The following is a 24,512-nucleotide window of genomic DNA, read 5'->3' as shown; positions in this document are numbered from 1 at the left end:
AATGTGACATATTGAAAACAATATGACAAGAATTTATTTTCATTTTGCAAGACTTTTGTATAAAAAGAAAATAAAAACCAGCCTTTACGACCAAAAATAGATTTTCGATCAGCGAATCAAAAAAAGCATTAATTTCCCATTCTCAGCGACCAAAACCTTTTATAATCTTCTAACTTAGCACTTTTTTTCATTTGGAAAAAGAAAATGATCAATAGAGAACTTTACCTAAAATAAAAAGGAAATGGTTTACCTTGCTTGTGAGCGCGACTACTGCTAAAGAAATGTTATTAACGATCAATTTTCATTTTACATGAAATGAATACCTTTGGGTAGAAAAACAACCAAAAAATACCGAAGTCTCTCATTATATAAGCAAAATTGTTCGGTGGTGAAAGGAAGGAGCGGTCGCTTTGACTGAAAGACAAAAAAGAAAACAAAAAGGCATGAAGTTCAACCTCGAATCATTATCCAAAAGACAACGGGAAATCTTTAACATTGTAAATGAAAGAGGCTTCACTCCCATTGAGTCCCTTGCACAGCATTTTGAAGTAACTCCCCAGACAATAAGACGTGACATCAACAAACTCTGTAAAAACAACCTTCTGCAACGCTTTCATGGCGGAGCAGGCAGAGCTTCCAGTGTTGAAAATGTTGATTACAGTGCACGCAGAAATATCCTTCATCAAGAGAAACGGCTCATAGCTGAAATGGTTGCCAAACATATTCCTGAACATGCTTCCATGTTCATTAATATCGGAACAACCACCGAGGAAGTAGCCAAAGCCCTTTCCAACCACAAATCGCTACGCATCATCACCAACAACCTCAACGTTGCTCAAACCATGAGCAACAACGACTGCGAAGTAATCGTGGCCGGAGGTATGGTCCGCCAGCGCGACAAGGGTATCACCGGTGAAGCCACTGTTGAATTCATCAAACAATTCAAAGTGGATTACGGTATTATCGGTGTTTCCGGCATAGATGAAGACGGCACCCTGCTCGACTACGATTACCACGAAGTGCGCGTGGCCCGCGAAATCATCAATAATGCCCGCAACATCTTTCTGGTTACCGACCACACCAAGTTCAACCGTAACGCCATGGTCCGCATTGCCGATCTCGCTGAAATCGACGCCATATTTACCGACAAGCGTCCACCGCAAGTTTTCTGCGACCTTATGAAAAGTAAAGAAGTGGAACTCTACGTAACTGAACGTGATTCCGAAACCGAAGAATAAAAAAAGGCGGCTCGCACGAGCCGCCTTTTTCATTTAATGTTCATTTTCAAAAAAAGCGATCACATCAGGCACTTCAATCCGCCCATGGCCCATGGACAATGTCCGCACGGAACTTCCACTCCCAGACAATCAACCTCAAACTCATTGCTGCGTCCGATAATGTCGTCACATGGCACCATGGGGCAGTTGGAACAGTAAGGATATTCGTATTCAAGGACCTCGGCACGAAAGAGCTTATAAGGTAGAGAACTCCAGATTTCAGCAAGATCAGTGTCAGCAATATTTCCGAATTGTTTCTGACGAAGCAGTTTTTCACTGCCGTCCAGAAAACAGGTACAACTATGCCAGAGAAACTGACAAGGCGAGACTTCACCTTTTGAGGTGATAAACGAAACTCCATCTTCAATAAATGAACATCGTAATTCGTTTTCAGCCATAAGCGGCGGCAAACGCAATTTCACTCCAAGCTCTGCAGCTAACTTTTCCGAACAGGCATATATTTCCCTCAACTTGCGATAATCTTCTGTCTGATTGCGCTGATCCCAATCTGCAAGGCTGCGCAGATTAATCCATACATCACGACTTTCTGCTTCTGCACGCATTTCACGAATCAGATCGAAAAGCTGCTCCCGCTTCATGCTCCGTCCTGGAGTCCAGACGAAATTAAAATAATTCTGCAGATCCTGCCCGCGTTCACGGGCAATGTTTTTCCATTTATCAAAAATTTCAACCGCTGCGGGGGTATTGGGATTGAACAGGGATTGTTCCTGCATAGACTTATGGTAGGCCAAAACATGAGAGCAAAGAATGAACTCCACTCCCTGCCCGGCGGCCCAGCTGATAACATCTGGCAACTGCTTATATGTATCGGCCATAAGCACGAATTCCGCGCCCAGCCTGATCTTTTTCCCGCTTTCCTGTGCGGCCTGATTCAAAAGTGAAAATGTGCGCGCCAGACGGTCTGTACTGGACTGCCCGTGCAACTCCCCTTCTGTTGCCGATGAATCCAGTGAATCAACGGAGACACAGAAAGTGTCCACCCCGGCATCCACCAGCTCCCGGGCCCGTTGTTCAATGAATAGCAGCCCGTTGGTTTGGAAACCGATAGAACCATGCTCCGGCATGCGTTCGCGGGCAAATGAGGCCATTGCCGCCAGATCAGGATGCAGCAAGGGCTCGCCGATGCCGTTCAGGACCAGCTTCGCGCAATGCTCTAAGGCCGGTCCGAGTTTCTTGAAATCTTCAAAACTCAAATCCGTTTCGGAAATATCGCTTTCGGGTGCATATTTTACACACATGGAGCAGTTCATATTGCAACGAGTGGTTACTTCCACCTGAAGCTGTGCAGGATAATTGCGAAAAGATGCAGGAAATAATTCAACGGGACCGTCAGCAATTCTTTTCAACATGCCACCCACCCTCATATATTAAGTTCATTTTAATTTTCTTTTTTTGCCAAACAGCAAAGCTAAGAAATTCCATAATAAGTCGCAAAAGTCAAAATTAAGGCTGCAAGACACGCCCAAAAGCCCCTTGACCTGACCCGTATTTTCATGATGAAAAACCTTCAGCACAATCAATTCAACTTTACCCGCAGCATCCTGCAGCGGATATGACTTTAATCAAATTCAGAGGACGAAATGGAAAACATCTCACTTCAACCGACCATGTTCACTCCCCTAGGCGGAGTTGAAGCACCTGCGGACACCCATGTTTTCACCCCTAAAGGCGTCTGTGCTAAACTGATCCGCTTTAAAGTGGAAGGTGACAAACTTACCTATGTAAATTTCACCGGCGGTTGCGACGGTAACCTCAAGGCTGTATCCGCCCTTGTGGAAGGCATGGAAATTCCCAAGATCATTGAGACTCTTGAAGGTATCACCTGCGGCAAAAAAAACACTTCCTGTGCTGACCAGCTATGCAAGGCCCTGCACGAATATATGGAAAGTTAAGACGATTTTCAGTGTCACGAAAAAAGGCGGTTGTCGATTATCGACAACCGCCTTTTTTATTAAGCTTTATAGCTATAAAACTAGGCCTTCACGATAGCATGAACCTGCTTGCGCAGTGCTTCCTTTCCGTCCTTCTGCAGCAGATGGTAAAGATTCATAATGGTAGCCTGACTGAAAACCGTGTTGCGGAAAGCATGGAACTTAGCTGAGTTGAGATCAGCCTTATTCATACCGTAATCCTGCATGGCGATTTCTTCCATGGCCGGGATAAGCCATTTAGCTGCGGGAACAGTCAGCACCCAGTCGTGGTCTCCGAGATGGGTGACAAATGCTTCCATACTGCGCTGCAAAGGAAGAGTCTTGCCGTCAGCAGCAAGCAGGCCGTACTTGACCGGATCAACATCAGCAATAATCGCTGCGGACTTCAGCCAGCGTACCGGACCTTCTTCGTCCTTGGAAAAACCGGGATGGTTGTGGGCACAGGCCTGCGCAACACAGACTTCCGCTGGAAGCCCGCGCACAATGGATTCTGCAACACCGAGAACATGGTGTTCACCTGTTCCCGCAAGCTTGTTTTCATTACGGCTGGAACCGTCTTTCTGCCACTGGAAAACCCACGGTTTATGCAGATCATGCAGGATCTGGGCTGCTACAATCACATCGCGGTCAAGGTTGAAACCGTATATTTTCTCGTAATTGTCGTAGAGAGCCAAAGACATCTCAACGTTCAGGGCAGTATGGGTGGCAAGACCGCCGGGATAGCTATGGTGACTGGAGTATCCGCTTCCGGGAGCGGTGTAGAATGGCTGGTTGGCTTTGTTTGATGAACCGTTTTCAGGCAGAAAAGCCTCGTATGAAACACCCTCAAGCCAGCCGTTCTTTTCAAGCTCCCGGTAGACTTCCTTCTTGCGGCCTGAAACAGCACCTATGAGCTTAGGCGCAGGATTGGCTATAATTTCCTGCACTGCTTTACGCAGCTTGGGGTTCTTGATGCTCCCGGCCTGTTTCTGAATATACTTCCACGACTCCATGACTGCACCGGAATTCTCAGCCATCTGCTGCGGAGTCAGTTTCATGCATTCATTTATTGTAAACTCAGTGTAGGAAGCCTCAGTCATTACGGGTATGGCGGATGCGGCAACAGCGGCCCCGGCGACAATACCCATTTTCAAAAATTCGCGTCTTTCCATAGTACAACTCCTTGTATACTTGATTAGCCCTCCCCTCGGACATGGAATATATGCGCGATATTCTTGACAGATAAATTACGACAAGGCCCCGTTTTGATTACAACATTGTTTCAATATGAATATACAGGCCAAAAATAGAAGCTAGCGAAAGGTAAATGATGAATTAACAAAATTTAGTTATAAATATTTTGCATACAAAAAAGGGACGTCCCGAAAGACGTCCCTTAAGACATTACTATCTGAACTAAATAAACTACTTCAGACCTTTCTTGTTAGCAAAGTAGGTAACAGTACCGGGCCAGTCGGAGAATACACCGATTACACCTACATCTTCAGCGAGAACGTTCAGCAGAACCAGAGTATCTGCATCCTTTGTAACGATGTCATTTATTGACTGGTAGTACCAACCACCACCATTCTTCAGCAGACCAGAGCGCTCAAACGACCATGCAATAATATCCAATCCTGCAGCCTTGGCCTCCTTGGCATAGACTGAAGGAACCATCTTGCCGTTTTCAACTGTTACCAGCATCCACAGCGGAGGAGCGATAATCCTGACACCATCGGCAACCAGCTCTTTCATGGACGGAGACCATGTTGCGGGGTTCTGGTAATCAAAGCCCTTGTCATCGTAACGGTCATCAAGGAATACAGCCTGCTTACCGAAAGCGGGGGCATTCTTGAGCCAGTACTTAACATCATCAAGACTGAAGGACTGGGCAAATACGTTTTTCGGATCAACCCCGGCGGCCTTGTATTCATCAATCATCTGCTGCGCGTACTGCTGCTGGGTGTAATCGCCCTGAAAAGGCATGGCTACGCTGGGTTCTTTCAGTTCAGGGGTCATCTTCATGCCCAGCTTTTTGAAAAGTTCAATACTTTCGGCGTGGGTCATGACAGTTCCGGTACCGGAATAACGGTCGGTTCTCCAACTGGGAGTAGCATCAAGAAATTCTGCAACTGTACGGGCTTTAGGATTGGAAGCATCCATTTTACCTTGAAGCAGCTTAAACTCGGCAAGGGTTATATCGCTTGTACAGCATTTAGCATAGGCTGGCTTAATCATCTTTCCGTCCGCATCGTACTCAGCGGGCTGAAAAGGCTGGGTACACTTGGCGGCCAGTTCTGGAATAAGCAGAATATTAGTGGTTGTTGCAAGATCACACTGGGAATGACGGCATACCAGTTCACGGTCCTTAGTGAAGGTTACATCACACTCGCAAATCCCTGCTCCCATACGGGCCGCAGCTTCGTATGATTCTTTGGTGTGTTCTGGAAACTGCATACAGGCACCCCGATGGCCAATGGAAAAATCAGTGCGCTGCAATGGTGCATCCTGCTCCTTTTTCAACTCGGTTTTCAATTTACCATCATCCAGATCATTAACAAGATAGTAAGGACGCGGGCCGACCTGAATTCCACTGTTCTTAGCAGCACAACCGGACCCGACAAGCATAAGTCCGGCCATACCGGCCACAAGTGCATAATTAGCTAGTTTACGAAAAGACATTGTTCACTCCTGAATGTATTTCATATTAAAAAAACAAAATCTTCCTCAATCTGGAAATCATACCTAAGCAAGAAAACAATATTAATTCACAAAAGTTACAAACGCGTTAACATTGTTATAACCTTATTTCAACAGTTTTCATTTACGAAAACAAAACTAAACGTGACAATATTTATCGATCCGTAATTTTCATACATGAAAAGAAATTGCCGCCCATGATTAGTAGTGCTATTATGAAGTATGAATTTTCAATTTTCCACCGCACCCAAAATCGTATTCGGCCCGGACGTTGCCCGTTCTATTCCGGAACACGCAGCAGCCAAGGGCAATAATGCCTGCCTTGTAACCGGAAAATCACCGCAAAGGATTCAGTGGCTTATTGATGAATTGCAGAAAAAAGGATTATCCTTGCACATTGTTTCCATTGCCGGAGAACCAGACACGGAACTGATTGCCGGGCATGCAGCAGAAGCCCGCGCAAAGAACTGCGACATTGTTGTGGCTGTTGGAGGTGGAAGCGTACTGGACGCAGGTAAAGCCATCGCAGCACTGATCCCCAACAAACGGGACGTATTCGATTATCTGGAAGTAGTAGGCAAAGGCATGCCCCTGACTGAAAAGCCCCTGCCGCTGATTGCCGCGCCGACTACCTCGGGAACAGGATCGGAAGTAACCAACAACGCGGTACTGCTCTGCGCTGAACAAAAGGTCAAAGTCAGCCTGCGTTCTGCGGATATGATCCCGGACATCGCCGTGGTCGACCCCCTGCTGACCATTTCCGCTCCCCCGGCAGTAACTGCCGCCACAGGTCTGGATGCCCTGACCCAGCTCATGGAATCATTTGTTTCAAAGCACGCCGCCCCATTGACCAATGCACTCTGCCGCGAAGGATTGAAACACGGAGCACATTCAATACTCTCCGCCTATAAAAACGGGCAGGATATAGAAGCCCGCACGGGCATGGCTCTGGCCAGCCTGTTTTCAGGCATCACCCTTGCCAACGCCAAGCTTGGCGCAGTACATGGATTCGCAGCTCCGCTGGGAGGAGAATTCAAGGCCCCGCACGGAGCAGTATGCGCTGCACTTTTGCCTTATGTTATGGAAATGAACATTCGCGCACTCAAGAAACGTGATCCGCAAAATCCGGCTCTGTCAGCCTACACTGAAATTGCGCAAATCCTGACCGGAGACAATGAAGCCCAAGCTGCGGACGGTATTGAATGGGTTAAAAATATCTGTGCTGAAATGCGAATCCCCGGTCTGGGAGAAATCGGAGTTCAGGAAAAAGATTTCAAATCACTTGCAGCCAAGGCCGCACGAGCCAGCAGCATGAAAGGCAATCCCATCGAACTGACCGAAGATGAATTGCTGAAAATTTTAGCTAACGCACTTTAATGGAAAAGGCTTACCTGACTTCAGGTAAGCCTTTTGCTACATCCATGTTCACGACATATGTCCTTACTTTGAATTGATACGTCGGGCCGCAAATCCTTTCACAGCCTTAAGCATGATGCTGAAACCTATGCGCTGACGCCGAGCAGTTCATTGGCGGAAGTTGGTGCACTCTGCTGCTGGTAGGCATTCATTGCCATACGCTGGAGTATAGACTGCCCGGACTGCCCGGACTGCCCATCTTCTTCCGAGCTATTCTGGTTCAATTGGGAATCTTCACCGACGATACCAGCTAACGATGTGTCACCATTAGCAAAAGCCTTTTGCAGTTCATCCAGAGTTACTACGCCGTCCTGATTATAATCATATTCGTCGTATTCTTCTTCGGAATCATCACTGGAAGAACTTCCCGCAGAACTGCTGGAAACAGCATTGCCCATGCCTTCGGAAGGCATCATCTCTTCTGGCGGACGCATGCTTTCGGCGATTTCCTCAGCGGAAAGATTACCGTCACCATCGGTATCAAGGGAGTTAAATAATTCCTCGCTAAGTCCGGATTCTTCAGCACTGATCATGCTGTCTCCATCGCTATCGAGTTCTTCCATCAATGAATCAATCAGATTCTGACCGGGGTTGCCGACCATAGAAACAGACATCTGCACCATCAGAGCTTTCTGCTGTTGTCTGTTTTCAAGGTCGGCAACCATTTCTTCCTGTGAAAGAGAGCCGTCACCGTCAGAATCAATTTCAGTGAATATATCACTCAAAAAACCTGCTTCAGACGAACTTAACTGTCCATCACCGTCACTGTCCTGATCACCAATAATGGAGCTGACAAAATCTTCCGAGGAGTCAAAATCCTCAGAACGCTTCATCTGGTTCATCTGGCCCGAAAACAAACCGCTTACGGATGAACTGCCTATACCGGAAATGCTCATGGCTATCCTCCTGATCATTATTTAGAAAGGCAATATTTGCCTGTTCCACTGTCTGACCGGGAATGCAGCAACAACGGGACCGGATCATATTAAGAAATATTAACTTCTCATATTTTTTTCTTTAGAGACTGACACACTCCATCCAGACACTTCACTTGCATATTTGTTTTCAAAAATAACTGCTCCATGTTATCATCCAATTAGGTCTAAATCCTATTTTCATCCGGAGGGAAACTATGCATATCCAAAAACGTTCATTAATTTTCATTCTGCTGGCAGCGTTCTTCATACTTTGCTATGCTCGGCCCGCTAATGCATATGATGATTACGACTTCTGGATACAAACACCGACCGGCTGGACACACAACACCCAAGGACTGTCAGAAGACCTCAAAAAACAGGTAATATCACCGGACCGCAACGCTTTCATTGAAGTATACGCCGCATCAGGCAACAATCCCGGATTGCAAACTATCGCCGACGGCATGGAACAGGGCATCCTTCAGCGCGGCGGAGCCTATTTCCAGAACCGGATAGCCAGCCGCAATATTATGCAGGACAACCACCCGGCAATTTTCCGGGAGTACAGTTCATATTACAATGGCAACAGGCTGCACGCGTACGCAATATTCACCTATGCCAATGGCGGGGCTGTCGTGGCTATCGGGGTCTTTGTTGAATCACTCGCCCACCAGTACCAGAATCTTGTTTACCAGAGTATTAACAGCCTTCGTTTCTCTCCTCCTAACAGCACAGGCAGCAACACTCCCTATGGCGCATCTCCTTATGGAGGCTCAGGAAACGCATGCGAAAAATTCGCAGGCAAATGGAAGTGGTTTACCGGATCTCAAGCTGAATTCTACGCAGACGGACGTATGCCCGGAACCGACAACCACTGGGAATGCATTGATCCGGTTCAAGGCAGGATTAGAATAGTCTGGAGCAACGGCAAGTGGGTGGATGACCTGACCATATCCGCTGACGGCAGCAGGGTCGACGGCAAGAACCAAATAGGCAACAGGGTCTGGGGGACAAGAATCTCCGGTCCGTCACAACCTGCACCACCTCCTGCGCAACAAGTGGAAACGCCCCAGCAGCCGATCCCCAAAATGAACTTTGCCAGAAGAGTACGTGGCAACCTCGCAGCCAGTTGGCGTCTGGCACACGGCAGCCTCAAGTCTGGAACATCCGACTCTAGAGGTGAATGGGAACTTAGCACAGTATCCGGCACCACCCTGCGCTTTACCGATCCCTACAAGCAGGGCAAACAAAGATATCGCGTAAAAATCTTGACCAAAGACGGACAAGTAGTGGAAGAAAGGGTTGTAGGCATGTCCGAACATATCACTGTCAGCCCCGGCTTTTACAAAATCCAAATGTTCGCAGAGGGGGGCTATGCAGGCTGGCGATGTGAATGGCATTAATCAGATTGACCCTTTAACGGCAGAAATGCAGGATCAACATGTGGGGCATATACTCGAGTATTATGGCGGCCTTTAAACGCAAACGTAAATGCTCGCAATGCGGCAATATCAATATCGTCAGCATCAAGGATAAGGATAAAACCATAAAATGTACTAAATGTGGAAAAGCCCTGCCCCCACAGACACCTTCTGCCTAAAAATTAATCCATGAATTCCAAGAGCGGCGGAGCTTATGCTTCGCCGCTTTTTTTATACTATTCATTTTGCAACGGAACTCCATTATGAAATCTGATCATTTGCAGGTCTCACGCAACAACCATAATAATTTGATTTTTTTTAACAAATTTAACTTTATAGTTTTTTTCAAAAAACCTGTTGACATGTCCGACACATTTCCATAGAACCTCTCTTCGTGACGTCGGGATGTAGCGCAGCCTGGGAGCGCACTTGAATGGGGTTCAAGGGGTCGGAGGTTCAAATCCTCTCATCCCGACCACGTCAAAAAGAGACCCCAAGGGTCGTAGCCTTTACGACTGCGACCCTTTCTTTTGACAACTCAGGATACTTGAAACAGTCACCTAAGGCTTTCAACGAAGCTCCCGCAAAGCGGTTGAGCGTGTCTACAAGACATTATCGCTAAAGAAAGCCAACATATAAAGGTGCTTCCGTGGCTCAGTCGGTAGAGCGCGTCCTTGGTAAGGACGAGGTCAGCAGTTCAATCCTGCTCGGAAGCTCCACAGCAATTAAAAAACCCTGCTTTAGAAATAAAGCAGGGTTTTTTGCGTTTATCCGCACAAAAAGATTTAGCCCTTTCCGATCGCTTCCATCAGGAATTAAACATTTTCCCTTCTCAACCTGCCCATAATTTCAAGACACTTGGAATAATACAAAAATATTCCCCTCTCAGCACCCCAACATGTTGACATGTCCGACACATTTCTATAGAACCTCTCTTCGTGACGTCGGGATGTAGCGCAGCCTGGGAGCGCACTTGAATGGGGTTCAAGGGGTCGGAGGTTCAAATCCTCTCATCCCGACCACGTCAAAAAGAGACCCCAAGGGTCGTAGCCTTTACGACTGCGACCCTTTCTTTTGACAACTCAGGATACTTGAAACAGTCACCTAAGGCTTTCGACGAAGCTCCCGCAAAACGGTTGAGCGTGTCTACAAGACATTATCGCTAAAGAAAGCCAACACATAAGGTGCTTCCGTGGCTCAGTCGGTAGAGCGCGTCCTTGGTAAGGACGAGGTCAGCAGTTCAATCCTGCTCGGAAGCTCCACAGCAATTAAAAAGCCCTGCTTTATTTCTAAAGCAGGGCTTTTTGCGTTTGTATTCCAACTGAAAACTAATCATCCCTCATACCCAGCAGCATAAACACCAAAGCCGTTCCGGCAGTCCCCGCAGCTGCAATCCAGAGAAATCCGCTATAGCCCATTGAATCCACGGCAATCCCGCCGATTAGTGGTCCCAAAAAAGATCCCATATGCACGGTAAACATCATCATGTTTACGTTGAAACTACGGAAACGAGGTTCACTGACCACAAACATCAACGAATTAAGAGCCGGAGCACTTAATCCCATGCCTATTCCAAATACAACAGCTATGGGCAGAAGCATGGTCCCATCGTGCAGCCCGTTAAGCAGTACAAAGCCCCCGGCGGTGAAAACAAAAGCGGTCACAATCAATCCGCGCTTGGAAAAGCGGTCAAATAAGGTCCCGCCGAAAAGGCGTACGGCGATCATCACACCCATCTGTAATGAAAAGAAATACCCGGCCTGATAAATTCCCCTTGAATGGGCGAAATCCTGAAAAAGGAAGAACAGCCCGTTAAAAATCATGAAATAAACGCCATTAACCATCAGCACAGAGACTATCTTCAAACGCAGAAGATTGGCATAGGACTCTCTGGCAGATATTACTTCCCCTTTATTCTGCCCGTGCTTTTCCATCCTTGAAGTACGAAAGCGGAGGAACAAAGTCAGCAAAAATGCCAATGGGATAAGTCCGGCTGTTCCGGCATAAATCCATGCAGGACCGTCCACCAAAGGACCAAACTGCTCCGAAACATGGGGCATAACCGCATATGGCAGCAGCAGTGCCGTGGAATAAAGACTGAACGCCGAGCCGACATTATCCTGACTGACCATGGAAACAAGAATAGCCACACACGGCGCAAGTACCATAAAAAGCCCTACACCCTGCCCGATGCGTAACAGCAAAAGCGGCCAAAAACCTTGGATATATAAATATCCACAGCCGCACATACAAACCATGACCATACCTTTAAACATGAAACTGTACGCGTTCTCGGCAGTGATGCGGTTACTAACTGTTGCATACATGAACATACCGGACAGGGAATAAACACTGATCAACAGGCCGGACAAACTTTTAGTGAATCCAAGTTCCTGTAAATAAACATTCAGACTGTAATATACGGAGTTGTTGCAGACAGCCATGAAGACAAGACTGCACAAAGTAATGAATTCTATAAAAGGAAGAGACTGCTTTTCAGACATGCATTGATTCCGGTTAGGGGTTTGATTCTCTTGTGATAGACGACTATGCCCGTGCTGCCAACGCATTAATTGCTGGACCGCATAAGAAGTGAGGAGTAATCAAAAACAATAATTATGGAGTAAAGCAATGACCGTCACATCTACAATAGCTCTGCTATTCGCAGTTTTAATCTTTGCGATGATTCCCGGACCGGGAGTAATGTCCATCATCGCCCAGTCCGTTTCACGCGGCTTTAAATCCACAGCCATCTTCTGTCTCGGAGTTGTCAGCGGAGACCTCTGTTACCTGCTCATGGCAATTTTCGGCATGGGCTTCGTAGCCCAAAAACTGGGTACCGGATTTATGGTCCTGAAATGGATTGGTGCGGCCTATCTGATATATCTGGGAATCAAAAGCTGGATGGCAACCCCGCCTGCCGCAGACTGCTCCAGTCTGCCCACAGAAAAGGGAGTCGGAAAAACCTACCTTGCCGGACAGTGTGTCTCTCTTGGCAACCCCAAGCTGATCGCCTTCTATTGTGGATTCCTGCCAGGATTCATGGATTTGCAGGCCCTGACAGCAAGTGATGTAATTATCGTAACTTGCGCGGTCATCCCCACAGTACTGGCAGTATTGTTGAGCTACGCATGGCTGGGTGATCGCAGCCGAGCAGCTATCCGCAGCCCGAAAGTATGGAAAATCGCCAACCGCTGTGCCGGATCGGTATTGATCGGGTCCGGGGTGGCTGTTGCTACGGAATAGCACTAAACAGCCTACCTCTATTTGCATAACTCTACATTTATATCCCCCCAACCAACTCAATCAAATCTTTTACTCAGTGCCCCTACACAGCGGCACACAAGTATTAACTAATAATATATTTTTCATAATAGCAAGACATCTAAAACAAAAACAATTTACGCTTGCTTACTCACAAAATAAAGCATAAAACCACCTCTTATTTAACAGTTTTTCACTTTAAACTGCTATCAAACTAAACACAGATAAAAGGGGAGGTTTATTCTTATGTTTAGAGATATCGAGCGTGCTCTCAGTAGAACTTTCAAACAAGCGGCATTACCAATCACCTTTATTCTCATTGCGGTCATAACCACATTTTGTTTTACAGGATGCGGATACAAAAATCTTGCATCTACAGAAAAACAAATACCAATAACAATAGCCATTTCATCTGAACCCAAAATCGAACATAAATCGAATTACGCAAGGCCCAAAAAAAATCCCACAGTTATCGAAAAACCTTTTCTCTTGATCGAATTTTCAAGCAAGCGAATGAAAGAGGATGAACTTTATAAATTTATTAGTGACACATTTTCGGTTTCATTTGACGGCAAAACAGCGGCTCTTGGTAAAGAAATATTTCAAATAAAAAAAGACCAAAGCAAACTTACACTGAATTTAGCTGAAAATATGGTTGTAGGACACAAAATCCATAAAATATGCATTATTTCCAATAGCAACTATAAAATGACTGTAACATGGAATAGCCGAGAATTACCCGAGCAGGAAAGAGGCTTTGAATTTGAATATATTACGGATGTAAATTCACCCCAAAACCCGATTTATTTCTTACCGGGAATATTGGGAAGCATCATATGTGACAAAAACGATAACACGGTATGGGATGCTGATGGGGAGTATTTCACATCAGAAAGACTGCTACAACTTCACAGACACAACGGAGAAGACTCATATCCTTCAGGAAATTTAAAGGCATGTGGAATAATAGGACTAGAGAGCGAAGGGAAAATCGAAAATAGCGCTCACACCTATAAAAACTTCTTGAAGAATTTTCCAAAATTCAGTGAAGACAACAATTTTCCATACCAAAAAGAAAGCACTGAAACTCCCGAGCAAATAGTTGCCAGCAAAGCCTCAGGTAAATACGGATCAATTACTCCATTTGCGTATGACTGGAGACTCTCATTCCCTGAAATAATCAAATCACTACACAATTCACTGACAAAGAAACTAAAGCCTGGAGACAAGAAAATAACACTTATCGGGCACAGCCTTGGAGGATTAATTGCATATTTTTATGCAAATGACTTTGTTGCAGGGTGCAAAGGGAGCGATTACGTAAAACACGTAATTATGATCTCCTCGCCACTTTCTGGTTCTATCCAGGCAGGAATGGCATTACGACAAGGAGTTCCCGCAATAATAAAAGATGATCTTCTGTCATTAATTTTAGGAAAACCAGTCAGTATTATTTTAACAAGATCTTTCCCTTCGCTATATTACCTTCTGCCACACGTCAGATTCAATCCAACAGATCTTAGCAGCCAAATACACGGCAGCAATGCTCACAAAAAATATATTGAGAATTTAATAAATGAAAGTGCTAAGTTCTGGGATATGCCTAAAGAGAGAAGGAAGAACCGCCAAGAATTAACCGTCCCTTCTGCAAATATAATCTCTGTCAATGGTAAGAAAAACACTTTCGCTTACGACTTAAAAATGCTTGAAGGCGAACTTGAAAAAGGGAAAAAGGCTGGGGATGGAACAGTATCAATAGTGTCACTTAGTGGAATGCAAGGAGAATGCACTAAGGCTTCTGACTTAGGACGTGACGAAACATCTCCAGAAGCAGGAACGGTAACAATATACAACATATCAAATCCGAAATTTAGCAATTACGCGCGTAAATCATTTTACGCCGAACACAGCAATATATTAGACAAAAATGGAAGCAACCCACTATACTATTACATTAAAGATCTTCTGTGGAAGAACGCCTATAACAACCTCAAAGAAATACCTACAGTAAAAAAAACAAAAACATCTCAGAACGAAACAACAATACTTAAAGCAGACGAAAATAAAATTGAACCAGCTAAGGACATAACCACAGAAACCCAAAAAAGCATCACAGATAAATATTCACCGCTAAGCGAGTGCTTAACCTGTCTTAAAGACAAGAAATATACTGCAGAAAGAACATCTGAAAAAGAGCTCAAAGTAATATTGAAGCGCAACGGGACACTGGGCAGCGTAGCACAATGCATTCCCTCAATTTCAGATAACTCATGTTGGTCTCAACTGGACATTTTACATAAAAGCTATAACTTAGCTGAATACAACTTAACTGAAAATAACGATAATTTTGCAATTGGCACCTGCACAAACAAATCCAGCAAAGATTGCTTTAAATACGAAAACGCATACTATGATTTAAGCAAGATAGAAGAGAACTCAACAATAATTATCCCTGAAAATTACAATTCACTGTGCAATTAACAACTGCCACATCAACAATCCATAAAACAGTGGCTGGCATAGAATTATGCCAGCCACACGATACAACTCAATCGCACATTATTCTTTACCTACTTAGATGCGACAATGTTTATCTCAAAACATAATCCAGTGCCAACTCCACATGCGCCTCAACCGTATCAATTAAAGGCACGGAAACATCCTCCGGCTTGACCAGCAATCCGATCTCGGTACAGCCTAGTACGATTGCTTCTGCCCCCTGCGCGGACATTTCTTCGATAATCTTTACGTACCCTTCTCTGGTATTATCCATAAACTTTCCGCAACAAAGCTCATTAAAAATTGTGCGATGAACCATGGACCGCCCATCACAATCCGGTACAATTACGTCCAGACCATATTTCTCTTTAAGGGGGCGCGACAGAAAATCCTGTTCCATTGTAAAAGCCGTACCCAGCAGGCCGAGTTTGGAAGCTCCGCACTTTTTCGCTCCTGCGGCAATGGCATCAGCCATATGCAACAACGGAATATTGACTGCCGCCTGAACTTCAGGAGCAGCCTTGTGCATGGTATTGGTAGCAATGATAAGGGCATCGGCTCCGCCAGCCTCAACGCTTTTGGCTCCCTTGACCAAACCGGCAGCGATGCTTTCCCAGTCACTGCGCCCCATCTGCTCAGCAAAAGGTGCAAAATCCACACTGTGCATGACCATTCTACATGAATGAAGACCGCCCAGTTTCCCGCGCACGCCTTCATTGAGCAGCTTGTAATATGATATTGTTGATTCCCAGCTCATACCGCCGAGAATTCCGAGAGTTTTCATAATTTCCTCCTTGGATTCAAACTTCCGGCACCGTATAGCAAAATAATCTGTACCTAAAAACACACAGCAAGCTTAAAATACACCAGCACAGATCTCTAAAAATGGACTTTATCCCGGAACCTGATAACATTGCCGAACTAAACGCAACTCAATCAACAATTTTATTGCAGGAACCATATGGAACTCATCAATTTCATCGTTAATTTCGTCTCAGCCATGAGCCTCGGAGAACAACTCTCCATCGCTACCGGACTTATCTATATCTTATTGAGTGTACGCCAGAATCCGCTCTGCTGGCCTTTCGGCATTGTCAGCGTGGGTATCTGGATGTTCATTGTTTTCCAAGGCAAACTTTATTCCGATGCCTTCCTGCAATTCGTTTATGTGGTTCTCGGTTTCTACGGCTGGTACCAATGGCTGCGCGGCGGCACGGACAACACCCCCCTCAAGGTCCAAAGCGTGGACCGCAAGCTCGCCATCCGCCTGACTCTTATCGGACTGGTTACGTTCATCCCCACCGGATACCTCATGGAAAACTATCTTGAGGCATCCTTCCCGTGGTGGGACGCATTAACAACCGTGCTTTCACTCATCGCCCAATATCTACTCGCCAAAAAGTACATGGAAAACTGGCTGCTCTGGATCACCGCCGATGTTATGTATATCGGCATTTACTACGCCAAGGGCTGGGTCGGATACAGCGGGCTCATGGGAGTCTATACTGCCATGGCCGTGCTCGGATTTCTCAGCTGGCTCAAATCCTACCGTGCAGACCGGGAGTGTGAATGCTCCGCGTAGTACTTACAGGTTCCGAATGCACTGGAAAGTCAACTCTGGCCGCCAAGCTGGCCGAACATTACAAAGTGGAATTCGTTCCTGAATATTTGCGCGAATACTTTGCAATGAAAAACGGCATCCTGACCGCAGACGATGTTATTCCTATCGCCCAAGGACAATTGCAGTATGAGAACGAAGCCGCAGCCAAGGGATACAATCCGCTTGTCTGCGACACGGACATCATTTCTTCCATTGTCTATGCCAAGCACTATTTCAGTGGATGCCCCGACTGGCTTAACGATAAGCTTAACACGCTCGGATCCAGTCTCTATCTGCTTTGCGATATTGATGTTCAGTGGCAGGCAGACGGGCAGAGGGATATGCCTGAAGAGCGGGAATACATGCAGAATCTGTTCATAAGCGAACTGAACTCCCGCAATATCCCTTTCCAAACAATAAGTGGACCGTTGACGCAACGAACAGTTGAATCCATAAAACTTATTGATGAAATCCTTGCTGCACCAATAAAATAATGTTGTTCAGTTCACTTTACAGTCTTAAAGAGACTAATACTAAATGCATCTTTCAAATGATAAATAGATTCATAAGAAGCAAACACCCAACAGCGTAAACAATCACAACTTGCCTATTATGCTAAACAAAACACCCAATATTGATTGAATGATCAAAAGCAATCCCGGCACATAACAAAACCATTAATTTCCAACACTCATATTTACGCATTCATCAATCCTACAATAAGCAAAACCTTGATCTTGAGCGAAATTTATGTAAGGTAAGTCAGGTTTTATAAGAATGAGAAACAAGGAGTAATGAATGCGCCAGAAACTATTGATTGTTCTTGCTATCGTGGCTTGCTTTGCCTTTGGAGCAACCATGGCCCACGCAGAAACACTGACCCTCGGCCTGAAAGGTGAACCCACCTCTCTTGATCCCCATTTCCACAACGTTAACGCCAACAACGAGCAGGCCTTGTATGTTTTTGACAAACTGATCCGTCAGGACAACAGACAGAAACTTGAGCCGGGTCTGGCTACATCCTGGAACCCCGTTTCCGACAACGTATGGGAATTCAAACTCCGCAAAGGCGTCAAATTTCACGACGGGTCCCCGTTCACTGCTGAAGACGTAAAATTCACCATTGAACGCATTCCCAACGTACCCAACAGTCCTTCTTCCTTCACCGGATTTGTTTCCAACATCCAGAAGATGGACATAGTTGATCCCTACACCATCCGTTTCATCACCGAAGCACCTGCTCCGCTTCTTCCTCGTCAGATGGCGGCTTTCCCCATCATCTCCAAGAAGAATGCTGAAGGTGCTACCACCGAAGATTTCAACTCCGGTAAAGCCTGCATCGGTACCGGCCCCTACTCTCTGGTCAAATGGGAACGCGGTGACAAAATCATCTACAAACGCAATGATAACTACTGGGGCGAAAAAATGCCTTGGGAAGAAATCATCGTTCGCCCCATCACCAACGACGGAACCCGTGTTGCAGCTTTGAAATCCGGCGATGTTGACCTGATCAACTTCGCACCCCCGGCAGATGTTGACGGTCTGGGCGAGAACAAAAAGATAACTCTTTCTGAATCTCCTTCCACCCGTCTGATCTACCTGCACCTTGATACCGACCGTGACGATTCCCCCACTGTTTCCGGTAACAACGGTGAAAAGATCAAAAACCCCCTGAAAGACTTCCGTGTTCGTAAGGCTATCTCCAAAGCCATCAACCGCCGCGCAATCGCAGGTCGCATCATGGACGGTCTTGCAGTACCCGCAAGCCAGATGGTTCCCGATGGATACGAAGGCACCAGCAAACGCCTCAAGCCTGAAGAATACGATCCTAAAGGTGCCAAGGCCATGCTCGCAGAAGCTGGTTATCCTGAAGGTTTCAAACTGGTTATCCACGGTCCCAACGACCGTTACGTAAACGATGCTGACATCGCTCAGGCCATAGCTCAGATGCTGACCAAAATCGGCATCAAAACCGAAGTTAACACCATGCCTAAGAGTGTATACTTTGGCCGCGCTTCCGCCCTTGAGTTCAGCTTCATGCTCGTAGGCTGGGCAACTGACACCGGCGAACAGTCCAACTGCGTCGGTGCTCTGCTGCACACCTATGACAAGGAAAAAGGCTTTGGTTCTTCCAACCGCGGTCGCTACTCCAACCCCGAACTCGATGCCACCCTCGAAAAAGCTCTGGTCACCGTTGATCCTGCAAAGCACAACGAATTGATCATCAAGGCCACCGAAATGGGTATCGGCGATCTGGGTATCATCCCTATCCATTATCAGGTTAACGTCTGGGCATCCAAGAAGGGTATTGAGTACAATGGTCGCACTGACGGCTATACCCTGCCCCGAGATATTAAAGTTACCAAGTAGTACGTTCACCTATTAGATTAATCAAAAGGGGCGTACATAGTGCGCCCCTTTTTTAACTGGAGCAAAATTTCATGCTCGCATTTTTGATAAGAAGAATTTCGCAATCCATCGTCGTACTACTGGTAATGTCCGTACTGGTTTTCGGCGGTGTATTCTGTATCGGTAACCCGATCGATATCCTCATCGCTCCCGACGCCACTCCGGCGGAAAGGGACCGCGCTATCAAGGAACTTGGCTTGGATAAGCCACTGCCCGAGCAATACATGCGCTTTCTCACAGATGCTGTGCAAGGCGACCTCGGGAACTCTTTTGTATACAACGAACCCGCGCTGAAACTGATCATGCAGCGCATGCCCGCAACCATGGAGCTGGCCGTAACAGCCATGCTCATGGCCGTATTTTTCGGCATCCCGCTGGGTATGATCGCCGGTATTAAATCGGATACGCTACTCGGGCGAAGTATCATGCGTTTCTCCATACTGGGCTTCAGTCTGCCAACCTTCTGGGTCGGGCTGATGTTCATTATTATCTTCTCGGTTTATCTGGGCTGGCTGCCTTCGGGAGGACGCGGGGAAACGGTAGACTTACTCGGTGTTCCGGTCAGTTTTCTTACTTGGGACGGTATCCGCCACCTGATCCTTCCGGCCATGAACCTCGCACTATTCAAGACCTCGCTGGCCATCAGGCTCAGCCGCGCCGGAGTACAGGAAAATATCCAGATGGATTACGTTAAGTTCGCCCGCGCCAAAGGGCTGAGCAATACCCGCATTATCGGGTTGCACGTCATGAAAAACATCATGATCCCTGTAGTCACTGTTCTGGGTATGGAGTTCGGCGGACTGATCGCTTTTGCGGTTGTTACTGAGACTATTTTCTCTTGGCCCGGTATGGGTAAGCTGGTTATCGACTCCATCGGAGTTCTCGACCGTCCGGTTATTGTTGCTTACCTGCTCATCACCGTGACCATGTTTATCATCATCAACCTCATCGTTGATATCATCTACTCCATTCTGGACCCCCGAGTCCGCTTGGGCGACCAGAATTAGGAGATTTCACTATGGCAGAAACACAACAGACGCAGCAGCCGGAAATGTCCGCAGCCGACAACATGCCGGAAAAAGAAGAATCCCTGCTCCTGCAATCACTGAAAGAATACTTTGAGAGCAAGACCGCAACCATCGGGCTGATCATTCTGACCCTGATGGTGGTTGTCGCGCTCATGGCTCCGTACTTTTCCCCGCAGAACCCGTACGACCTGATGACCATCGACATCATGGATTCCAAGCTCGAACCGGGCGCAAAATCCATGGACGAATCCGTGACTTACTATTTGGGAACAGACAGTCAGGGCCGCGACATGCTCAGCGCCATCCTCTATGGTCTGCGCATCAGCCTCGGCGTCGGTGTAGTAAGTACCATAATCGCGCTGGTCATCGGTTCCGTCATCGGTCTCTGGGCATCATTTATCGGCGGACGCACGGACTCATTCATCATGCGTGTAGTCGACCTGCAGCTAAGCTTCCCGGCGATTCTGGTAGCCCTGATCCTATTGGCAATCCTAGGCAAAGGTGTGGATAAGATAATCCTCTCGCTGGTCGTTTGCCAGTGGGCCTACTACGCCCGCGCCATCCGCAGTAACGTGCTGGTGGAACGCAGAAAGGAATACGTGGAAGCTGCCAAGTGCCTCGCCCTGCCCCAGAACAGGATCATGTTCGGGCACGTGCTGCCCAACTGTACACCGGAGCTGATCGTTATCTCTACCGTTAAGGTAGCAGGCGCAATCGCACTTGAGGCAACCCTCTCCTTCCTCGGACTGGGTATGCCTATCACCCAGCCTTCGCTGGGTCTGCTCATTGCCAACGGTTTCAAGTACCTGCAGTCAGGGTACTACTGGATCAGCTTCTACCCCGGTGTAGCCCTGCTTATCCTCATCGTATCCATCAACCTTGTTGGTGACCGCTTGCGTGACGTTCTGAATCCGAGGTTGAAAAAATGAGTGAAAACATTCTCAGCATACAAAATCTTAAGACCTACTTTTACACCCGTGCCGGAATCGCCAAGGCTGTCGATGACATCAGTCTCGACATCGGCAAGGGCGAAATTGTCGGTATTGTCGGTGAATCCGGTTCCGGTAAGTCCGTAACAGGTTTCTCGATTATGGGGCTTGTGGACCCTCCGGGTGAAATTGCCGGCGGTTCCATCAAATACAAAGGACAGGAAATCATCGGTCAGTCCGAAGATGAATGGCGTAAATTCAGGGGTGCCAAGGTCTCCATGATCTTTCAGGACCCCATGATGACTCTCAATCCTGTCCTGCGCATCGACACCCAGATGATGGAAGCCATTACCGCCCACGAAAAGGTGTCCAAAGATGAAGCACGCCGCCGTTCCATTGAGGCCCTTGCCATGGTAGGTATCCCTTCCCCAGAGGAACGGATTAAGGCTTACCCGCACCAGTTCTCCGGCGGTATGCGCCAGCGCGTTGCCATTGCCATCGGACTGCTTAACAAGCCGGACCTGATCATTGCCGATGAACCGACCACCGCACTGGACGTAACCATCCAGAGCCAGATTCTTTCCGAAATGCAGACACTCTGCCGCAAGACCGGAATGGCCCTGATCTGGATCACCCACGACCTGACCGTAGTAGCTGGTCTGGCCCACAAGGTGGCGGTAATGTATGCCGGGCGGATCATCGAACAGGGTAATGTTGAGGAAATCCTCGACCATCCCATGCATCCGTACACTCACGGTCTGATCGGATCAGTACCCAGTCGCAACAAACGCGGCGAGCCGCTGTTCCAGATTCCGGGCATGACTCCTTCGCTGATCAACATCCCCGAAGGCTGTTCCTTCAGGATGCGCTGCCCCTATGCCGACGACCAGTGTATGGTCGCCCCGGAGCGGACCGAGCAGGAAAACGGACGCGTTGTACGCTGCCATCATCCTTTGTAAGGGATACGCTACGCGTTTTTGATGAAATGATTTCGCCTCCGGCGGCCAAAGGAGCTAAGCCCCTTTGGAATCCCTATTAGTTTAAAATAGGATTTTATATATGAATGAAGCCAACACACCTTTCTTGAGCTGTAGAGACCTGAGCCGGGTGTTTGTTAAAAAACTCGACTTCGCAGGTAAGATTGCCCAGAAGCTGGGCTCAAAGCTGCGCGAAGAGCGCGTTCAGGCTGTGGACAGCGTCAACCTCGACATCATGCCCGGTGAAGTGCTGGGCTTGGTGGGTGAATCCGGTTGCGGTAAATCCACGCTGGGCCGTATGCTTTGCGAAATTCTTGATCAGTCCGGCGGAGACATTTTCTACAAGGGCCGGAACGTAAAGGACATGAGCTCCAAGGAACACATGGACTACGCACGCAACGTGCAGATGATCTTTCAGGACCCCTTTGCCTCATTGAACCCGCGCAAAAGGGTTAAGCAGATCATAGGCGAAGCACCGCTCTACCACGGACTGACCGACAAGGCCGGATTCGACAAGTATCTCTCCTATGTTATGCTCCGCTGCGGTCTGGACCCCAGCTACAAAAACCGCTACCCGCACCAGTTCTCCGGCGGTCAGCGCCAGAGAATCGGCATTGCAAGGGCCATGGCCATGCAACCGGAATGTCTGATCTGCGATGAATCAGTAGCCGCACTGGACGTATCCATTCAGGCCCAGATTCTGAACCTGTTCATGAAACTGCGCAAAGACCTGAACCTGACCTGCCTGTTCATCAGCCACGACTTAGGCGTGGTCGAACACATATCAGACAGGATCGCGGTCATGTACCTCGGTCGCGTTGTTGAGGTCGGAACAGTTGAAAAATTATTCAGCGATCCGTTCCACCCCTACACTCAGGCTCTCTTGAACGAGGTTCCCAGACTGGACAAACGCGATGTGGACTTCGCCCCGCTCAAAGGCGAAATCCCCTCCCCGCTCGATCCGCCAAAAGGCTGCCACTTCCACCCCCGTTGCGCCCATGCCATGGCTATCTGCCGTGAAAAGGCCCCGCAGGACAAAGAAATCGCCCCCGGACACCGCACCTGCTGCCATCTTGCTGATTTGAAGCAGGAGACTCCGAAACAGGACGAGTGGATTAGTATGTAGGGTTTGATTTGATAGATATGAAATGAAGAACTCCCCCGTAACCTTGGGTTGCGGGGGAGTTCTTTATCTTAACCTTGAAGAATAACAGCCTTCGATAGCTCCAAAAATCGCCTAAGCGGAGGCGAACACCACTTATCAACATGGGTGATCACCATGATCATCGTTTCCGTAGGGGCTGGGCTCCACTCAAGCCGGACAAGAGTGCCTTTCTCAAAGTCTCGGTCCAGCACCCGTTCAGGACACAGGGCAATCCCCATTCCTCTCCGCAAGCAATTCAGCTGCGCCCTGCCGCTGGAAAAGATTATTGATTTTGTCTCTACATCATTGGTTTCAAGCGACCGCTTGAAGTCACGCCGATAACTTCAATCCACTCGCAATTGCAGTAACGTCTGCCCCTGCATATCTGCATCAGACAAAACCCTTTTCCCGGCCAGCGGGTGCCCGGAAGCAGCAGCAAGCGTCAAAGGTTCGGGCCGAAGAGCCTCCACCGTTACGCTGCTGACGCTCAATGAGCTGCTCATTAAGAAAGCAGCATCAATACGACCGGAATTCAATTCTTCCTTCAAACACTCATCATCACAGTTGTTAAAGACAATCTGCGTATTGGGATATTCTGATGAAAAACTCGCTATAACTTCCGGCATGTACTCTGAGCCGATTGTCTCAGGCATTCGGATTGTAAGCGTGCCTGAAAAATTACGCCCACCGGAAAGACCGTCACGCACCTCTTCACTCATCTGGAGCATGCGACGAGCATAATTACGCAACATTTCCCCGGCCTCTGTAAGCACAATTCCCCGGCCGATCCGGTCAAAAAGCCGGACGCCAAGATCTTCTTCCAACAATTTGATCTGGGCGGAAACAGAAGACTGAGCCAGATAAAGATCTTTTGCCGCCCGGGTAAAGTTCAGACGCTCAGCCACTGTCAGGAAAGTTTTCAGCTGTCGTATTTCCATTCAACACTCCATCGTTTTTCACGATTACTGCAATCGCAAACAATCGTTGGACGCGATCACTT

General features: G+C 47.4%; 19 protein-coding genes, 4 tRNA genes and 1 pseudogene. 17 read left to right on the top strand and 7 right to left on the bottom strand.

Going from position 1 to position 24,512, the window contains the following annotated elements; translation table 11 throughout:
- Positions 1-443: 443 nt before the first annotated feature.
- Positions 444-1,238, top strand: coding sequence for a DeoR/GlpR family DNA-binding transcription regulator (locus ACKU40_RS19355; RefSeq protein WP_407944342.1), 795 nt, complete (start codon positions 444-446; stop codon positions 1,236-1,238).
- Positions 1,239-1,297: 59 nt separating this feature from the next.
- Here ACKU40_RS19355 and ACKU40_RS19350 read toward each other — a convergent pair whose 3' ends face one another.
- Entirely contained in the window at positions 1,298-2,647 is a 1,350-nt protein-coding gene (locus ACKU40_RS19350) for a radical SAM/SPASM domain-containing protein (protein WP_320174410.1), read from the bottom strand.
- Positions 2,648-2,878: 231 nt separating this feature from the next.
- Here ACKU40_RS19350 and ACKU40_RS19345 point away from each other — a divergent pair, with 231 nt between their 5' ends.
- Complete coding sequence (locus ACKU40_RS19345; protein WP_320174409.1) at positions 2,879-3,190, top strand: TIGR03905 family TSCPD domain-containing protein; 312 nt, start codon at positions 2,879-2,881, stop codon at positions 3,188-3,190.
- An 80-nt stretch (positions 3,191-3,270) separates the two neighbouring features.
- On the opposite strand, the gene ACKU40_RS19340 is transcribed toward ACKU40_RS19345, so the two are convergent.
- Both ACKU40_RS19340 and ACKU40_RS19335 read right to left on the bottom strand, forming a co-directional pair.
- Entirely contained in the window at positions 3,271-4,380 is a 1,110-nt protein-coding gene (locus tag ACKU40_RS19340; RefSeq protein ID WP_320174408.1) for a metal-dependent phosphohydrolase, read from the bottom strand.
- 253 nt (positions 4,381-4,633) lie between these two features.
- Entirely contained in the window at positions 4,634-5,890 is a 1,257-nt protein-coding gene (locus ACKU40_RS19335; RefSeq protein WP_320174407.1) for a glycerophosphodiester phosphodiesterase family protein, read from the bottom strand.
- Positions 5,891-6,130: 240 nt separating this feature from the next.
- Between ACKU40_RS19335 and ACKU40_RS19330 the strand changes: the two genes are divergently transcribed.
- Complete coding sequence (locus ACKU40_RS19330) at positions 6,131-7,285, top strand: iron-containing alcohol dehydrogenase (RefSeq protein ID WP_320174406.1); 1,155 nt, start codon at positions 6,131-6,133, stop codon at positions 7,283-7,285.
- Between the two features lie 125 nt (positions 7,286-7,410).
- Here the strand turns inward: ACKU40_RS19330 and ACKU40_RS19325 are convergent, their stop codons facing one another.
- Positions 7,411-8,220, bottom strand: coding sequence for an EF-hand domain-containing protein (locus ACKU40_RS19325; protein WP_320174405.1), 810 nt, complete (start codon positions 8,218-8,220; stop codon positions 7,411-7,413).
- Between the two features lie 236 nt (positions 8,221-8,456).
- Between ACKU40_RS19325 and ACKU40_RS19320 the strand changes: the two genes are divergently transcribed.
- The 5 genes from ACKU40_RS19320 to ACKU40_RS19300 all read left to right on the top strand — a co-directional run bounded on the left by ACKU40_RS19320 (position 8,457) and on the right by ACKU40_RS19300 (position 10,924).
- A complete protein-coding gene (locus ACKU40_RS19320) occupies positions 8,457-9,644 on the top strand; it encodes a hypothetical protein (RefSeq protein ID WP_320174404.1) in 1,188 nt (395 codons plus the stop codon).
- A gap of 419 nt (positions 9,645-10,063) precedes the next feature.
- A tRNA-Pro gene (locus ACKU40_RS19315) sits at positions 10,064-10,140 on the top strand.
- Between the two features lie 165 nt (positions 10,141-10,305).
- A tRNA-Thr gene (locus ACKU40_RS19310) sits at positions 10,306-10,381 on the top strand.
- A gap of 226 nt (positions 10,382-10,607) precedes the next feature.
- Positions 10,608-10,684, top strand: a tRNA-Pro gene (locus ACKU40_RS19305).
- A 164-nt stretch (positions 10,685-10,848) separates the two neighbouring features.
- Positions 10,849-10,924: transfer RNA gene (locus ACKU40_RS19300), tRNA-Thr, on the top strand.
- A gap of 66 nt (positions 10,925-10,990) precedes the next feature.
- Here ACKU40_RS19300 and ACKU40_RS19295 read toward each other — a convergent pair.
- On the bottom strand, positions 10,991-12,166 hold the full coding sequence (locus ACKU40_RS19295; RefSeq protein ID WP_320174403.1) for an MFS transporter: 1,176 nt from the start codon (positions 12,164-12,166) through the stop codon (positions 10,991-10,993).
- Positions 12,167-12,293: 127 nt separating this feature from the next.
- Between ACKU40_RS19295 and ACKU40_RS19290 the strand changes: the two genes are divergently transcribed.
- Positions 12,294-12,908, top strand: a complete 615-nt coding sequence (locus tag ACKU40_RS19290) for a LysE family translocator (protein ID WP_320174402.1) — start codon at positions 12,294-12,296, stop codon at positions 12,906-12,908.
- 264 nt (positions 12,909-13,172) lie between these two features.
- Complete coding sequence (locus ACKU40_RS19285; RefSeq protein ID WP_320174401.1) at positions 13,173-15,407, top strand: lipase/acyltransferase domain-containing protein; 2,235 nt, start codon at positions 13,173-13,175, stop codon at positions 15,405-15,407.
- A 109-nt stretch (positions 15,408-15,516) separates the two neighbouring features.
- Here the strand turns inward: ACKU40_RS19285 and ACKU40_RS19280 are convergent, their stop codons facing one another.
- Positions 15,517-16,209, bottom strand: coding sequence for an aspartate/glutamate racemase family protein (locus tag ACKU40_RS19280; RefSeq protein ID WP_320174400.1), 693 nt, complete (start codon positions 16,207-16,209; stop codon positions 15,517-15,519).
- A gap of 177 nt (positions 16,210-16,386) precedes the next feature.
- Here ACKU40_RS19280 and pnuC point away from each other — a divergent pair, with 177 nt between their 5' ends.
- From pnuC to ACKU40_RS19245, 7 genes are all read left to right on the top strand, one after another.
- Positions 16,387-17,007: a nicotinamide riboside transporter PnuC gene (pnuC, locus tag ACKU40_RS19275; protein WP_320174399.1), complete on the top strand. Its 621-nt coding sequence runs from the start codon at positions 16,387-16,389 to the stop codon at positions 17,005-17,007.
- Positions 16,995-17,519 (top strand): ATP-binding protein, encoded by a 525-nt coding sequence (locus tag ACKU40_RS19270; RefSeq protein WP_320174398.1) that lies wholly within the window; start codon positions 16,995-16,997, stop codon positions 17,517-17,519. The genes pnuC and ACKU40_RS19270 overlap by 13 nt, the downstream gene beginning before the upstream one ends.
- Before the next feature lie 304 nt (positions 17,520-17,823).
- Positions 17,824-19,395, top strand: coding sequence for an ABC transporter substrate-binding protein (locus tag ACKU40_RS19265; RefSeq protein ID WP_320174397.1), 1,572 nt, complete (start codon positions 17,824-17,826; stop codon positions 19,393-19,395).
- Positions 19,396-19,466: 71 nt separating this feature from the next.
- Positions 19,467-20,441 carry an ABC transporter permease gene (locus ACKU40_RS19260; RefSeq protein WP_320174396.1) on the top strand — a complete coding sequence of 325 codons (975 nt, stop codon included), beginning with the start codon at positions 19,467-19,469 and terminating at the stop codon, positions 20,439-20,441.
- 11 nt (positions 20,442-20,452) lie between these two features.
- Complete coding sequence (locus ACKU40_RS19255) at positions 20,453-21,391, top strand: ABC transporter permease (RefSeq protein ID WP_320174395.1); 939 nt, start codon at positions 20,453-20,455, stop codon at positions 21,389-21,391.
- Positions 21,388-22,350 (top strand): ABC transporter ATP-binding protein, encoded by a 963-nt coding sequence (locus tag ACKU40_RS19250; protein WP_320174394.1) that lies wholly within the window; start codon positions 21,388-21,390, stop codon positions 22,348-22,350. The genes ACKU40_RS19255 and ACKU40_RS19250 overlap by 4 nt, the downstream gene beginning before the upstream one ends.
- A 100-nt stretch (positions 22,351-22,450) precedes the next feature.
- Positions 22,451-23,494, top strand: a complete 1,044-nt coding sequence (locus tag ACKU40_RS19245; protein WP_320174393.1) for an oligopeptide/dipeptide ABC transporter ATP-binding protein — start codon at positions 22,451-22,453, stop codon at positions 23,492-23,494.
- Between the two features lie 68 nt (positions 23,495-23,562).
- On the opposite strand, the pseudogene ACKU40_RS19240 reads toward ACKU40_RS19245, so the two are convergent.
- Positions 23,563-24,450, bottom strand: a pseudogene (locus tag ACKU40_RS19240) (LysR family transcriptional regulator).
- Between the last annotated feature and the right edge of the window lie 62 nt (positions 24,451-24,512).

Origin of the sequence: Maridesulfovibrio sp., from assembly GCF_963666665.1 — a bacterium.
Lineage (GTDB): Bacteria > Desulfobacterota > Desulfovibrionia > Desulfovibrionales > Desulfovibrionaceae > Maridesulfovibrio.
Note: the sequence above shows the minus strand (reverse complement) of the source record. Positions and strands in the feature narration are given on the sequence as shown.